We start from the raw sequence: 13,058 nt of genomic DNA, 5'->3' as shown, positions 1-13,058 counted from the left end.
CCCGGAATTTTCTCACTTTTTAACGGCAGTTTTCCCGCACCTCACACCCAAAACCAGACCTTCTCCTTTCGGCCAAAAGTCGCCGTTGTATGACGGTCCGCATTAAACCTGATCGCCATTGGTGTCGCCGTTTCTCGCTTCGGACAGCCTTTGCCGCAGGCCCTGCCTAGGCAAAGGCTGTGCTCAAGTGTGGGCGCGCAAGATGGGGCGTCAAGGGGCGCGCTTCGCGCGTCGACGAAGTCGATTTCACCCCTTGACACCCCAGCTTGCGCAATAAGAATTGTCGGATGGCTTCAAGGCAAGCGAAGCGACGCATTGAACCGTTCCGAGTCATTTGGCTAAGGCCACACCTAAACGTTCTCAGGAATTGCTTGACCATGGTGCATTCCATAAATGGAGTGCTCACCACGGGCGACGCGAATTACTTGAGTCTGAAGACAGACGCCCCTTCCAAATCTAGCCAGTTTATGCTATCAACTTGGCCAGATTGGGAGCGCTCCATCGTGCAAGTCAATATATTGGAAGCCAAGAACCGCTTGTCTGAGCTCGTGAAGTCGGCTCAGGCAGGCGAAGAGGTCATTATTGCCAATCGCGGGCAGCCTGTTGTGCGTCTATCGCCCATTGAGGTAGGGGACACCGAAGCGGTGCCGGTGAACAGCGGTGCGGCCCTGTCAGCTTGGTTACAAGCGCGCCCTGTGCGGGGGCCGATGCTGAAGGATGAGGAGATTGAGGCCTATGTCCAACGAAATCGTGATGCATGGGACTAATTTATCTCGATAGCTGCATCTGCGTCTATGCAATTGAGTCTGCATCGCGGTTTCACGGCAATGTTATCAAGGCACTGGCAAGCCAACCAGAAGCGCAATTTGCGGTCTCGCACCTGGTCATGGCCGAGTGTTTGGTTGGCCCGCTCAAAAGCGGGAATAGCTTTGTCGTTCAAGACTATGAAGCCTTATTCAAACGCGTGGCAATCCTTGATTTAAATGAAGCGGTCTTTCGCCAAGCGGCGCACATCCGCTCGCAAGGAAATTTGAAAATGCCCGATGCGTTGCATTTAGCATGCGCCCAATTCCATGGCTGTTCAGCCCTTTGGACAAATGATGAGCGCTTGGCCGAGGCCAGTGGCGGCTTGGCGGAATCGATTGTCGGGGTTCAAGCCAAAGGTTAGTCACGGGGCAAGTCGTCTTTACGGCCTCGGACTGCCCAAACCCCCTGCAACTCCCTGCCTCCCCAATGTTGCGAATGCGCCTACCGCATGCTAGACGCCACGCATCACAAAGCAGCTTCGAGACCTATGGTATCGAATCGCCTGATTTTGTTCCTTTAATCTAATGTGCACGCCCTCGCTCAGTCTGGTAGCTTTGGCGTGTCTTACACGTGAGTAGACCCTTTGAGTGGATCAAATCGCAGCGCCATCAGTGAAGCAGCCCAGCGCTATGGCGCGGCGCTGTTCGACCTGGCGACTGAATCCAAGAAGGTTGCTGCTGTGGAGCAAGACGCCAAGGCGCTCTTGGCCGCTTGGCAGACCAGCGCGGACCTGCGCGCGGCCTTGACCAGCCCGCTGTTCCCTGTGGAGCAAAAGGCAGCAGCACTTGGTGCCATCGCCAAAAAGATGAAGGCAAACGCCATCACGCAAAACTTTCTCGGCCTTGCAGCCCAAAACCGTCGTTCGGCGGACTTGGGCGGCATGCTGGCGGCATTCTTGAGCTTAGCAGCTCAGGCACGTGGCGCCGTTCTGGCCGAAGTCTCGACTGCAGAGCCCTTGAGTGAAGAACAACTCAAGAGCCTGACTGAAGCACTCGGCCGGGCCTTTAAGGCACCGGTTGATGTAGAAACCACGCTAAAGCCTGAACTTCTTGGCGGCCTCGTCGTCAAGGTTGGTTCCAGGCTGTTCGACGATTCTGTCAAATCTAAACTCGACGCACTCAAAATTGCGATGAAGGGGGCCTGAGGCATGGACATCCGCGCCGCAGAAATTTCCGCGATCCTGAAGGATCAAATCAAAAACTTCGGCGCTGAGGCAGCTGTTGCTGACGTCGGCACCGTCTTGTCCGTTGGTGACGGTATCGCCCGGGTCTATGGCCTCGACAGCGTCCAAGCGGGCGAAATGGTTGAGTTCCCAGGCGGCATCAAAGGCATGGCCTTGAACCTCGAGCGCGACAATGTCGGCGTCGTGATCTTCGGTGAAGACCGTGGGATCAAGGAAGGCGACACTGTTAAGCGTCTTGGCGAAATCGTGTCCGTTCCCGTCGGCAAAGGTTTGCTCGGTCGCGTGCTGAACCCATTGGGTGAACCCATCGACGGCAAAGGCCCACTGGTTGATATCGAAGCCGAGCGCAAGCAGGTGGACGTGAAAGCCCCCGGCATTATCCCTCGTAAGTCGGTGCATGAGCCGATGCAGACCGGGATTAAGTCGATCGACGCGCTGATCCCAATCGGCCGCGGCCAACGCGAATTGATCATTGGCGACCGTCAAACCGGCAAGACCGCCATCGCCATCGACGCGATCCTGTATCAGCGCGAAGCCCATGACAACAACGCACCAGAAAGCCAAAAGCTTTATTGCGTCTATGTCGTGATCGGCCAAAAGCGTTCGACCGTTGCCCAGTTGGTGAAAACCCTCGAAGAATCTGGTGCTTTGAAGTACTCGATCATCGTGGCCGCAACCGCTTCTGAGCCTGCACCGCTGCAGTTCTTGGCACCGTTCTCGGCTTGCGCCATGGGCGAATATTTCCGCGACAACGGCATGCATGCTTTGATGATCTATGACGATTTGTCCAAGCAAGCTGTGGCCTATCGCCAAATGTCCTTGTTGCTGCGTCGTCCACCAGGCCGTGAAGCCTATCCAGGTGACGTGTTCTATCTGCACTCGCGCTTGCTCGAGCGCGCTGCAAAGCTGAACGAAGACAATGGTTCTGGTTCGCTGACGGCTCTGCCAATCATCGAAACCCAAGCCAACGACGTGTCGGCCTATATCCCAACCAACGTGATCTCGATCACCGACGGCCAGATCTTCTTGGAAACCGACTTGTTCTATCAAGGCGTGCGTCCAGCTGTGAACGTCGGTCTGTCGGTGTCGCGCGTGGGTTCGTCGGCTCAAGTTAAGGCGATGAAGCAAGTGGCCGGTCCGATTAAGGGTGAATTGGCCCAGTATCGTGAAATGGCCGCCTTTGCGAAGTTCGGTTCGGACTTGGACGCTTCGACCCAGCGCTTGCTGGCTCGTGGTGCCCGCTTGACCGAAATGTTGAAGCAAGACCAGTTCGCGCCAGTGGCCGTCGAAGATCAGGTCGTCCTGATCTATGCCGGTACCAAGGGCTATTTGGACAGCGTCGCCGTCAGCGACATCAAGCGCTATGAGGCCGAATTGAAGGCTGCTTTGCGCGGGAAGTACAAAGACCTGTCTGACGCGATCAAGACCAAGCTGGACATCAAGGCCGACAACATTGAAGCGCGCATCAAAGAAGCGCTTGATGATTTCGCCAAGACGTTTGCTTAAGAGCGGGGCTGAGGGAACCAATCCATGGCCAGCTTAAAGGACTTTCGCACGCGTATCGCTTCGGTGAAGTCGACGCAGAAGATCACCAAAGCCATGCAAATGGTGGCGGCGGCAAAGCTGAAGCGTGCGCAAGAGGCAGCCGAAGCGGCGCGCCCCTATAGTGAAAAAGTCGCCGGGACCGTGGCCAATTTGGCAACGTCGGTGCAGGGCTCTGATGCGGCTCCCAAGCTGCTGCGTGGCTCTGGCAATGACCAAGTCCATTTGGTGGTGGTTGCCACCTCAGAGCGCGGCCTGTGCGGCGGGTTCAACACCAATATCGTCAAGAAGTCGCGTGAACTGATTGTCAGCCTGCAAGCGCAGGGCAAAACGGTCAAAATCTTGACCGTGGGCAAAAAGGGTCGCGATCAACTAAAGCGTCTCTATGCGTCTTTGTCGGTTGGCCATATTGAATTTGCCGGCGTACGCACCTTGGGTGCGGCCCAAAGCGCACAAGTCAGCCACAAATTGGTTGAGATGTTCGACGCCGGTGAGTTTGACGTCGCGCATCTGGTGTTCTCGCGCTTTAAGTCGGTCATCAGCCAAATCGCCACGGTACAACAATTGATCCCGGTTGTTGCCCCAGAAGGCGTTGCAACGTCCGATACGGGCGGTGGCGTCTATACCTATGAGCCAGGCGAAGAAGCGATTCTGGAAGCTTTGCTGCCACGCTATCTCGACAGCCAGATTTTGGGCGCTTTGCTGGAAAATGCTGCTGGTTTCTACGGGGCCCAAATGGGTGCTATGGATAACGCAACCCGCAACGCAGGCGACCTGATCAAGAAACTGACCTTGCAAATGAACCGCAAGCGTCAGGCCATGATTACCACCGAATTGACAGAAATTATCGCGGGTGCGCAGGCGGTGTAAACTATGATATAAGGGGTCGCTGGAGATCTGAGATGACCGATAATGTTGAGAGCCTAATCCTTGAACATCTGAGACATATCAGAAGTAAGATGGACGCAGTCAGTCTCGACATGTCAGACATCAAGTCCCGTGTGTCCTCTTTGGAAGAAACGCAAGGCCAACTTCTCGTCATGATGGGTGGCCTTGGAAAACGAATGGACCGGTTTGACGAGCGGCTTGGTCGCATCGAAAGACGGTTAGACTTAGAGAACGCGTAAGCGGCTCAAAACAGAGACTTTTAGAACGGGACACGACACTATGAGCATCCATGTTAAAGGCAAGATCGCCCAAGTAATTGGCGCCGTTGTCGACGTTGAGTTTGATGGCGAACTGCCAAGCATCCTCAACGCCTTGGAAACCAGCAACAATGGCAAGCGCCTTGTGTTGGAAGTCGCCCAGCATCTGGGTGAAAAGACCGTGCGCACCATCGCGATGGACGCGACCGAGGGCTTGGTTCGTGGCCAAGAAGTCACCGACACCGGCAACCCCATCATGGTGCCAGTTGGTCCTGCCACTTTGGGCCGCATCATCAACGTGATTGGTGAGCCGATCGACGAAGCCGGTCCAATCGTTTCGGCCCAAGGCAAGCGCTCGATCCACCAAGCAGCTCCTGCTTTTGTCGACCAAAAGCCAGCGCCAGAAGTTTTGGCCACCGGCATTAAGGTCGTGGACTTGCTCTGCCCTTACGCCAAGGGTGGTAAGATTGGTCTGTTCGGCGGTGCCGGCGTGGGCAAAACCGTTCTGATCCAAGAGCTGATCAACAACATCGCAAAGGCCTATGGTGGTTATTCGGTGTTGGCCGGTGTGGGCGAACGTACCCGCGAAGGTAACGACCTCTATTATGAAATGATCGAATCCAAAGTGAACGTCGACCCGAAGGAGAACAATGGTTCTTCGGAAGGTTCGCGTTGTACCTTGGTCTATGGTCAGATGAACGAGCCCCCAGGTGCGCGTGCACGCGTGGCTTTGACGGGCCTTGCCCAGTGCGAATATTTCCGCGATGAAGAAGGTAAAGACGTGTTGTTCTTCGTGGACAACATCTTCCGCTTCACCCAAGCTGGTTCGGAAGTGTCGGCACTTCTGGGTCGTATTCCTTCGGCCGTGGGCTATCAGCCAACCTTGGCGACCGACATGGGTGGCTTGCAAGAGCGTATTACGTCAACGGTAAAGGGCTCCATCACCTCGGTTCAGGCCATCTACGTGCCAGCCGACGACTTGACCGACCCTGCACCAGCCGCCTCGTTCGCCCACTTGGACGCAACGACCGTGTTGAACCGCTCGATCGCTGAAAAAGGTATCTACCCCGCTGTGGACCCGCTGGACTCCACCTCGCGGATTCTTGAGCCACGCATCGTAGGTGAAGATCACTATCAAACCGCCCGTCGCGTACAAGAAATCCTGCAGCAATACAAAGCGCTGCAAGACATCATCGCGATCTTGGGCATGGACGAATTGTCGGAAGACGACAAGTTGGTCGTGTCGCGCGCCCGTAAGGTGGAGCGCTTCTTGTCGCAGCCGTTCCACGTGGCAGAAGTGTTCACCGGTTCGCCCGGTAAGCTCGTGTCGCTGGAAGACACCATCCGCGGCTTCAAGGGCCTCGTGAACGGTGACTATGACCACTTGCCAGAGCAAGCCTTCTACATGGTCGGCAATATCGACGAAGCCATTGCTAAGGCTCAAAAGATGGCTGCTGAAGCCGCCTAAGCGCTGCTCGCATGCAACAAAAATAAGGCCCCGTAGCGATGCTGCGGGGCCTTTTAGTTTTAGGACTTTGGAGGCTGTCCTAAATCAGGGCGAGACTGGGCCAACTTGGCTCACCATGGCTTTCCACGCGCCATCGCGGTTTTGTTTCCAGACATCGAAGAAGGACAACACGGTGACCTTCCCGTCTTTTGCCGTCTCCGTCCAAACGCCTTGGGCAAAGGCATAGCCGCCATCAACCTTCACGGTGACATCGCTGATTTTGACAGAGGCTGGGCGCTTTTTGGGATCGGCCGTACTGGCCAATAAATCCGCTTTGGTTTCGGGCTTCGCTTTCCCGTAGCTGATATAGCTGTCATCGAGGAGCGCGCCCAATCCGGCGGCATTGCCGGCGGCGGCTGTGTCCGCCCAAACCTGCTCAAACTTCTTGATCTCAGCCACAATCGTCGCGGTTTCGTCGATCGCGGGCGTGTAGCAGAACATTTGTTGGGCTGTGACGGTGGAATTGGCGTCAAATTGCGCCACAAAAGCTTTCCATGCGGAGTCATTGGTGTCGGCTCGACCACTCGGTGGATTCACATGCGCGGTAGAGACCCGCTTGTCTGAGAAAGACCAAGTTCCGGTTGCCGTGTCGCGAACCATGGCGCGGCCGACCAATTGCACGTTCCGCGTGATGCCTTTGTCGCGATAATATTTCTGGTTGGCCACCGCAGCGGCATTAAAGCCATCAAAGCTGCCAGCCGGTGTGAGCTCATTGAAGCGCACCGTAACAATCTCGCCCTTAGCGCATAAAGCATCCGCTGTAGGGGCCGATTGGGCCATCGCAGAGCCTGCAGCCGCCATTGCGCCTAGCCCGATCATAAATTCCTTGAACATCGTTCGATTGCTCCCTTTCAATCCATGAGCACGCTGAGCTCCGGTCAACATAACAGGGCGCGCTCATGACGCGTGAGTAACAAGAAACAGCGACCGTCTGCACGGAACATTTTTGATCACGCTGAGGTGAGGTTTCGACTGTTGCGTAGTGTCTCAGTTTGAAATTTAGAAAACTGCGTTTGCCGGGGGCTTAATGTTTTCCCATCGCTCGGAAATTGCCACGCAAGCAGCTTGCATGTTTTTAAAGCGAGTTACGCTATCGGATGGGGCCGGATGTGCCCTGCCAGAGAACATATCAATCGTCAGGCAAATTTTAGACTCTGGGGCTGCGTCAACCTCAACCGCAGTTTCACCTAGATAGCTTAATAGCAAAGCCGACTGCCAATTGCCTATCTCAGGCTTCAAGGGCTTTCCCTTGGCATATCGAAAAGCTGCTGCCCCAAGTTTTATCTTGTTGGCTTTTGTTACCCGTCGTAGGCGGAACTGAATGTCAATTCCAACCTTAACACCGCCAATATCCATCCTTTGATATTGACCGGGATCAATAAATTCGGCGTCCGATGGAACTTCAACCAAATGGGCAACTGTGGCAAACTGATCAATATAATCAGCGTTATGGTCGGCTACGTCTCGATCAAAATCTGAGTCTGCCATTTGGTTGCGCAGTCTTTGTGCCTCAGATGCAAGGTCTGTGATCAGGGGATTCTCTGATCGGAAAAACCTTGATATAGCCATTTTCGCAGCGTCATGTTGCACCACTCTTGCGATCGCTTGGTATTTGCAAGCTGTTAAAATTGTGCGCCGACCCATTTCGGTTGCCGCCATATAATCAGCCAAGTATCGAGATGAAATTGACGGAACCTTTACCAATCGATGAGTCTTCTTAGGGTCTGACATTGCTTCGAAACTCCAGAGGGTTAAAATGGATCAGCTTTACCTTAGCGTAGAATTAGGCGAAAATCGAACTCTTTGTCTTGCGCCTCTATCAGATCGCAAGCTGGCCATGTCCGGGCAAGAAATCGATGATCCGAGTGGCTACTTTTTATATGAAAAAGTAGGGGATGGCGATTTTGCCACGATAGAGATTTTGGCTCGCATTGTGTCTGATGTTGCAGTGTCCCGCCTTCAGGCACAGTTCAACTTGGCTTAGACCATGGCCTTCTTGTACGGCCCGCGCTTGGCTGGCTTAGCCGATCTAGCTTCAATCACGTTTGCCACATCCTCTAAAGACCACAAACGATCTGTGACACCTGCGGCCATAGCCGGGGTTACGCGCAATGTTTTGTGGATGTGGCAAAAATTATAATGGACAAAATACAGCGCCAAGGCGTGCATATGATTGTCCAGCTTCTTTGAGAAGGCATTAGTCAACCGTGTAAACCGACGCATAGACATGCGCATGGTGAGATTTTGGCGCTCAACATAAGAAGTGCTAACGTGCTCAATGTCTGGATTGCCTTCGATCTTCTCTTTACGAGCGCCAATGCAATCAGCGGGGCTGTAGCGGCCTTTTGGTCCGGCAGTTTCCCCATACAACTTCACAAGCATGGCGTAGTCCACGTCGCCGCCAAATGCGCCCTCTACAGCTTCCAAATAAGCCTTGTGGCCGTCTGTGGTAAGTTGAACCCGGTTGGCCAAGCGGTCGCGCAGATCATCCATAAGGGTAATTGCCGACTGGCTAGAGCGGTCGCCACAGAACCAAGAGACAATCATTTTGGTATCTGCATCCAAAGCTGTCCATGTCCAGACGTCACCAGCTTCTTCCGGTGCATCCTTTGCGGTCGCAACGTTCTTTTGTTTTGCGCAGCAGAACGACCAGATTTCATCGCACTGGATACGGCTAGCTTTCACATTGCGGACGTTCTCATCGTGAATAGCCGCACAAGCCTCCCCAGCGTCTTCAAGTAGCTTTGTGACGGTGTTGATTGAGACGTCCACCACGCGCGAGATTGAGCGCATTGAAGAACCTTCGCAAAGCATGGCGAGAATTTGGGTGCGTTTGGCGAGAGACAGCTTGTTCATGCATCCGTTCTAACTGAACAGAATTTATTTAGCAAGCATTTTGTTCATTTTAATCTCGCTTTGATCCGCCTTCCGGAAACAGATACTTGCCAACCAAGTAGGCAAATCCGAAAACAGAAAGCGTCAAAGAACCAACTACTAAGCTAAAGGCTACTTCGGGCAAATCAAAACCAAACCAATCAGGAGTGGCCTGCAACGTTATAATTGCTATCAAGAACCAAACCCATACCCAAGCAACCTTATACGCAAATTTTGCAAATCTACGCTTTTCCTTGATGTCGCTTTCATAATCTTCGTTTGCTAATAGCTTCCGCCTAACTTCAGGATCAGGCCACCGTCTAGGTTCATAAATATCTGGCTCAGAATATGCTATCTCTTCCTCAAGTCCGCTTGGCGTGAGGTCTAATTCAAGTCGATCAGAGTGGTCTTCAGCTTTCAACTAAGCCCTCTTCATGAGCCAACTTCCTGAAATATTCACGCATGACGTCATCCGGAATTTGCAAGTTAAAAGGCACTTTAAAGTTATGCCTAACAGCCATCGTGTGCCAAGGCGTTCCAATTGCGTGCGTCATATCAGAGAGCCTAACAGCTGAAATCTGACCATACTTGCCCCATATCCAGTCAACCAACTTCGAAATGTCGTCGTTTCCAGGGTTGATTACTGGATCGGTAAATGGCGTGGCCTTTATAAGGCCACGGACAGGGTTGTTTCCACGGCCTGAAAGCGCGCTGTAGAGCGAGTGATAGACGGGGCCGTACCGCCAAACCTCTGGTGCCTCCTCAAGAAGGCGAGACTCTTTAAACCCTGCATTCCAGCCATCAGCAAAAAAGACCAACTTCTGCAGCTTCATGTGAGTTAAAGCATTTTCCTTGCCGAAACGATCAAGAAACAAATTAGCTAAGTCAATTGCATTCATCTCCATCTCCCTTCTGCAGCTTTGCGGGCAATTTCAGAACGTTGCTCAGGGGAAAGCACAGCTGCCCGCGCAGCCGCGCCAGCCTTGCCTGAGCGAACCTTTCCACTCTTGATCGTGTCTACGTCATCTCCGGTCGCTATACGCCCGACCATGACAGCGCAGCCGATTGCGTCGGCTGGACGTCTTTGTCCTTGTGGTCCCTTTGGCATATAACAATTCCTTTAACTGTTAGAATCGAATTATACATCCATCCTCAGACAAATGCTACTGGGTTCTTGACAATGCCGACAAACGGAGTCCGTGAGTCACCGCATTCCCGAATCATAATTGTGGATTGTGTTCAATTTACGCAACCAGCATAATCTGAGATTAAATTTCAAACTGAGACACTACCGACTGTTGCAGTGCTTTGCATGCTGGGCGCTCAAATGCTAAACGCACCGCAACAATCCTTTCCCGCAATGAGCGAGCATAACCATGGCCACCACCGGCAAACTTCACTTTTCTTTGGTCTCCCCTGAGCGTGCCCTGTATTCGGGTGAAGTCGATCAGGTGGTGGTTCCCGGTGTGGATGGGCAGTTCGGCGTCTTGAGCCAGCATGCCCCGTTCATGACGGTCATTCAGCAAGGCGCAATCCGCATTCTCGATGGCGCGAGCGAACGCAAGATTTTCGTCGGCGGTGGCTTTGCCGACGTGACGCCACAAGGCCTAACCATTCTGGCAGAAGACGCCGTGGACTTGGCAAACCTGGACGCAGCTGGCCTCGAGAAGGACTTGCAAAACGCCCGTGAAGACGCGCGCGATGCCAAGGATGCCGACCAGAAGGCCGCAGCTGAGCGTAAGGTTGCCCGCCTCGAAGCCATCCGCGCCGCGGCTTAAGCTAGATCTAGATTATTTCAAAACCTCGTCAGTCCCTTCGGGACAGCCTCTCTGCGAGCGGGGTATTGGCGCATGCCTGTGGCGTCACAGGCGGTGAAGTGGCAATCCCCCCGCCACAGAAGCGGCAGGGGGAGAATCTCGCTTACTTTACTGGCCACCCTCGCCGCGGCGGCTCTTGAAGTAGCGGAAGAAGTCGCTGTCGGGTGTGGTCACAATCGTCGTGCCCGCTGGCAGTGCCTTCTCATAGGCCTGCATCGAGCGATAGAAGGCCGCAAAGTCTGGGTCTTGATTATAGCTGTCGGCGATAATCTTGGCCCGTTCGCGATCTGCACCACCACGAATCTCTTGCGCTTGACGATCACCCGCCGCGCGAACGCTGGCTGCTGCCTGCTGACGTTCGGACCGCATGCGTTCAAACACACGTTCCTGGTTAGCTGGCGGTAAGTCGGCTGCACGAATCTTCACGTCAACCACTTGAATACCGAGCGCGGTCGCCTCGCGGTTCATTTCTGAGCGGATCGAGTTCATCAGAGCCGAACGACGACCCGAAATGATGTCTGTTGACTGAGCCGAACCCAAGACGCGCCGCAAGGATGCTTCCAGCAAGCTGGTCAAACGATCGCGGGCGCGGGCCTCGGTCCGGACTGCCTGATAGAAGCGCAAAGGATTGACGATGCGCCAACGGGCAAAGCTATCGACTTCAAGACGTTCTTGGTCTGCCGTCACCACTTCGCTTTTGCCAGAGGGGGCCAGATCTAGGATGCGGCGGTCATAGATTTCCCGTTGTTGGACAAAGGGGATCATCACCTTTAGGCCGGGGTCTGTGCCATCAATGTTAAAGAAATTCTTGGGCTGACCAAATTGCAGCGTGATCGCCTGTTGCGTCTCGCTGACGGTGAACAAGGACGCATTGGCCAAGATAACCGCACCAAGGGCTAAGCCACCCAAAATCGGAAGAGTACGGGCGTTCATCGGACAACTCCCTGCGGGTTCGCATTTTGCGCAGAAGGCGCAGAAGGTGCAGCGGCTGGGGCAGCCGCCCCTTTCAATAATTCAGGCGGCAAGACGACCATCGGGCTTGCACCCGCGCGGCCGGGATCGAGCAAAACTTTGTTTGCGCCTTGATAGACCCGTTCCATGGTTTCCAGATACAGGCGCTGACGCGTGACTTCAGGTGCCAGTTTGTATTCTTGGTACAATTGGTTGAAGCGTGCTGCATCACCCTGGGCCTGCGGCACCACCGCATTGCGGTAAGTACGAGCTTGGTTGATTTTGGTTTCTGCCTCTTGGCTTGCCGCTGCTACTTCACGGAACGCATCATTCACCGCTGCTGGCGGCTCTGCCTTCGTCAAATTGACCTGCGTGATCCGAATACCGGCCTTATATTCATTCAGCGTGCGCTGGATGAGGTCGCGTGTTTGCGTTTCCACTTGCGCCCGACCGGTAGACAGCACTTGCTCTCGTTGGGACTTGCCTGCGACTTCCCGCATGGCCGATTCGGCAACCGCGCGCACAGTCTCTTCGGCATTGCCGCGCCCTTCAGGGCCGTGGGCAACTTGGAACAAGTAATCGCGGGAGTTTTCAACGCGCCACCAAACTTGGAAGCCAACGTCAACGATGTTTTCGTCTGCAGTCAGCATCAGACCATCATTCGAACCAGCCTCAGAGCCGCCGCCAACCGTCAAAGACCGCGCATTTTGCACATCGACAATTTGGCGGGTCTCAATCGGCGCGGGCAGATGGAACTGCAAGCCTTGCTCGACCGTATATACATATTTGCCGAAGCGCTGGATCACGGCCTCTTCACCGGCATCCACGACGTAAACGCCTGTTGCGGCCCAGCCCAAGACAGCGACCAAGACGATCGCGCCGACTGTGCGCTTGTCAAACTGTATGGGCTCACCGCCGCCACCGCCGCCTTTCAAGCCGCCGCCGCCATTGCCGCCGCCGCCCAGAACGCTCTTCAAGCGATCTTCGACGCGCTTGGCCAACTCATCTAGATTGCCACTCTCGCCAGAACTACCCGGACGCCGAGGTGGCTGGTTTGGACCGCCACCCCATGGATTTTTAGGCCCAGAGCCACCGCCCGGCTGATTACCATTCGAACCACCACTAGGACCCCAAGGGCCACCACCGCCGCCAGACGAGTTATCATTCCAAGGCATATAGACGTGTTTCCATTCCAGAGCCGCTAAACCTAGGCAAAGGCACATGCCAAAGAC

The 13,058-nt window shown here is 54.4% G+C and carries 16 protein-coding genes; 9 read left to right on the top strand and 7 right to left on the bottom strand.

Going from position 1 to position 13,058, the window contains the following annotated elements; genetic code table 11:
• Positions 1–467: 467 nt before the first annotated feature.
• The 7 genes from ACOVRA_RS11340 to atpD all read left to right on the top strand — a co-directional run bounded on the left by ACOVRA_RS11340 (position 468) and on the right by atpD (position 6,145).
• Complete coding sequence (locus tag ACOVRA_RS11340) at positions 468–767, top strand: type II toxin-antitoxin system Phd/YefM family antitoxin (protein ID WP_421720379.1); 300 nt, start codon at positions 468–470, stop codon at positions 765–767.
• Complete coding sequence (locus tag ACOVRA_RS11335; protein WP_421720378.1) at positions 758–1,168, top strand: type II toxin-antitoxin system VapC family toxin; 411 nt, start codon at positions 758–760, stop codon at positions 1,166–1,168. The genes ACOVRA_RS11340 and ACOVRA_RS11335 overlap by 10 nt, the downstream gene beginning before the upstream one ends.
• A gap of 222 nt (positions 1,169–1,390) precedes the next feature.
• Complete coding sequence (locus ACOVRA_RS11330; protein WP_298227529.1) at positions 1,391–1,951, top strand: F0F1 ATP synthase subunit delta; 561 nt, start codon at positions 1,391–1,393, stop codon at positions 1,949–1,951.
• Between the two features lie 3 nt (positions 1,952–1,954).
• Positions 1,955–3,496 carry a F0F1 ATP synthase subunit alpha gene (gene atpA, locus ACOVRA_RS11325; RefSeq protein WP_290805900.1) on the top strand — a complete coding sequence of 514 codons (1,542 nt, stop codon included), beginning with the start codon at positions 1,955–1,957 and terminating at the stop codon, positions 3,494–3,496.
• Positions 3,497–3,520: 24 nt separating this feature from the next.
• Entirely contained in the window at positions 3,521–4,402 is an 882-nt protein-coding gene (locus ACOVRA_RS11320) for a F0F1 ATP synthase subunit gamma (protein WP_421720377.1), read from the top strand.
• Between the two features lie 32 nt (positions 4,403–4,434).
• Positions 4,435–4,659 carry a hypothetical protein gene (locus tag ACOVRA_RS11315; protein WP_421720376.1) on the top strand — a complete coding sequence of 75 codons (225 nt, stop codon included), beginning with the start codon at positions 4,435–4,437 and terminating at the stop codon, positions 4,657–4,659.
• A gap of 40 nt (positions 4,660–4,699) precedes the next feature.
• Positions 4,700–6,145: a F0F1 ATP synthase subunit beta gene (gene atpD / locus ACOVRA_RS11310; protein WP_298227537.1), complete on the top strand. Its 1,446-nt coding sequence runs from the start codon at positions 4,700–4,702 to the stop codon at positions 6,143–6,145.
• Positions 6,146–6,229: 84 nt separating this feature from the next.
• Here atpD and ACOVRA_RS11305 read toward each other — a convergent pair whose 3' ends face one another.
• Positions 6,230–7,018 carry a DUF4440 domain-containing protein gene (locus tag ACOVRA_RS11305; protein WP_421720375.1) on the bottom strand — a complete coding sequence of 263 codons (789 nt, stop codon included), beginning with the start codon at positions 7,016–7,018 and terminating at the stop codon, positions 6,230–6,232.
• A gap of 165 nt (positions 7,019–7,183) precedes the next feature.
• Positions 7,184–7,915 carry a hypothetical protein gene (locus ACOVRA_RS11300; protein WP_421720374.1) on the bottom strand — a complete coding sequence of 244 codons (732 nt, stop codon included), beginning with the start codon at positions 7,913–7,915 and terminating at the stop codon, positions 7,184–7,186.
• A gap of 25 nt (positions 7,916–7,940) precedes the next feature.
• Here ACOVRA_RS11300 and ACOVRA_RS11295 point away from each other — a divergent pair, with 25 nt between their 5' ends.
• Positions 7,941–8,168 carry a hypothetical protein gene (locus ACOVRA_RS11295; RefSeq protein WP_421720373.1) on the top strand — a complete coding sequence of 76 codons (228 nt, stop codon included), beginning with the start codon at positions 7,941–7,943 and terminating at the stop codon, positions 8,166–8,168.
• Here ACOVRA_RS11295 and ACOVRA_RS11290 read toward each other — a convergent pair.
• The 3 genes from ACOVRA_RS11290 to ACOVRA_RS11280 are packed head-to-tail and all read right to left on the bottom strand — an operon-like array spanning position 8,165 to position 9,957.
• A complete protein-coding gene (locus tag ACOVRA_RS11290) occupies positions 8,165–9,040 on the bottom strand; it encodes an IS1 family transposase (protein ID WP_421720372.1) in 876 nt (291 codons plus the stop codon). The two genes, ACOVRA_RS11295 and ACOVRA_RS11290, sit on opposite strands and share 4 nt — an antisense overlap.
• Positions 9,041–9,089: 49 nt before the next feature.
• The gene (locus ACOVRA_RS11285) at positions 9,090–9,479 is read right to left on the bottom strand and encodes a hypothetical protein (protein ID WP_421720371.1); all 390 of its coding nucleotides are present in this window, start codon (positions 9,477–9,479) and stop codon (positions 9,090–9,092) included.
• A complete protein-coding gene (locus ACOVRA_RS11280; protein WP_421720370.1) occupies positions 9,469–9,957 on the bottom strand; it encodes a Panacea domain-containing protein in 489 nt (162 codons plus the stop codon). The genes ACOVRA_RS11285 and ACOVRA_RS11280 overlap by 11 nt, the downstream gene beginning before the upstream one ends.
• A 477-nt stretch (positions 9,958–10,434) precedes the next feature.
• Between ACOVRA_RS11280 and ACOVRA_RS11275 the strand changes: the two genes are divergently transcribed.
• Positions 10,435–10,836, top strand: a complete 402-nt coding sequence (locus tag ACOVRA_RS11275; protein WP_421720369.1) for a F0F1 ATP synthase subunit epsilon — start codon at positions 10,435–10,437, stop codon at positions 10,834–10,836.
• A gap of 147 nt (positions 10,837–10,983) precedes the next feature.
• Here ACOVRA_RS11275 and hflC read toward each other — a convergent pair whose 3' ends face one another.
• Complete coding sequence (hflC, locus tag ACOVRA_RS11270; RefSeq protein ID WP_290805918.1) at positions 10,984–11,808, bottom strand: protease modulator HflC; 825 nt, start codon at positions 11,806–11,808, stop codon at positions 10,984–10,986.
• Positions 11,805–13,058 (bottom strand): FtsH protease activity modulator HflK (gene hflK / locus ACOVRA_RS11265; protein ID WP_421720368.1); only part of this gene is annotated, 1,254 nt, incomplete at its 5' end. The genes hflC and hflK, both read right to left, overlap by 4 nt.

Source organism: Aquidulcibacter sp., from assembly GCF_049239865.1.
Lineage (GTDB): Bacteria > Pseudomonadota > Alphaproteobacteria > Caulobacterales > Aquidulcibacteraceae > Aquidulcibacter.
The sequence above is the reverse complement of the archived record's forward strand: the minus strand, read 5'-3'. Positions and strand labels throughout refer to the sequence as shown.

What these genes read in the sequence shown, in the direction of transcription:
- ACOVRA_RS11340 (WP_421720379.1), top strand. Translation starts at nt 468, where the DNA reads ATGCTATCAACTTGGCCAGATTGGGAGCGCTCCATCGTGCAAGTCAAT.
- ACOVRA_RS11335 (WP_421720378.1), top strand. Translation starts at nt 758, where the DNA reads ATGGGACTAATTTATCTCGATAGCTGCATCTGCGTCTATGCAATTGAG.
- atpA (WP_290805900.1), top strand. Translation starts at nt 1,955, where the DNA reads ATGGACATCCGCGCCGCAGAAATTTCCGCGATCCTGAAGGATCAAATC.
- ACOVRA_RS11320 (WP_421720377.1), top strand. Translation starts at nt 3,521, where the DNA reads ATGGCCAGCTTAAAGGACTTTCGCACGCGTATCGCTTCGGTGAAGTCG.
- ACOVRA_RS11315 (WP_421720376.1), top strand. Translation starts at nt 4,435, where the DNA reads ATGACCGATAATGTTGAGAGCCTAATCCTTGAACATCTGAGACATATC.
- atpD (WP_298227537.1), top strand. Translation starts at nt 4,700, where the DNA reads ATGAGCATCCATGTTAAAGGCAAGATCGCCCAAGTAATTGGCGCCGTT.
- ACOVRA_RS11305 (WP_421720375.1), bottom strand. Translation starts at nt 7,018, where the DNA reads ATGTTCAAGGAATTTATGATCGGGCTAGGCGCAATGGCGGCTGCAGGC.
- ACOVRA_RS11300 (WP_421720374.1), bottom strand. Translation starts at nt 7,915, where the DNA reads ATGTCAGACCCTAAGAAGACTCATCGATTGGTAAAGGTTCCGTCAATT.
- ACOVRA_RS11295 (WP_421720373.1), top strand. Translation starts at nt 7,941, where the DNA reads ATGGATCAGCTTTACCTTAGCGTAGAATTAGGCGAAAATCGAACTCTT.
- ACOVRA_RS11290 (WP_421720372.1), bottom strand. Translation starts at nt 9,040, where the DNA reads ATGAACAAGCTGTCTCTCGCCAAACGCACCCAAATTCTCGCCATGCTT.
- ACOVRA_RS11280 (WP_421720370.1), bottom strand. Translation starts at nt 9,957, where the DNA reads ATGAATGCAATTGACTTAGCTAATTTGTTTCTTGATCGTTTCGGCAAG.
- ACOVRA_RS11275 (WP_421720369.1), top strand. Translation starts at nt 10,435, where the DNA reads ATGGCCACCACCGGCAAACTTCACTTTTCTTTGGTCTCCCCTGAGCGT.
- hflC (WP_290805918.1), bottom strand. Translation starts at nt 11,808, where the DNA reads ATGAACGCCCGTACTCTTCCGATTTTGGGTGGCTTAGCCCTTGGTGCG.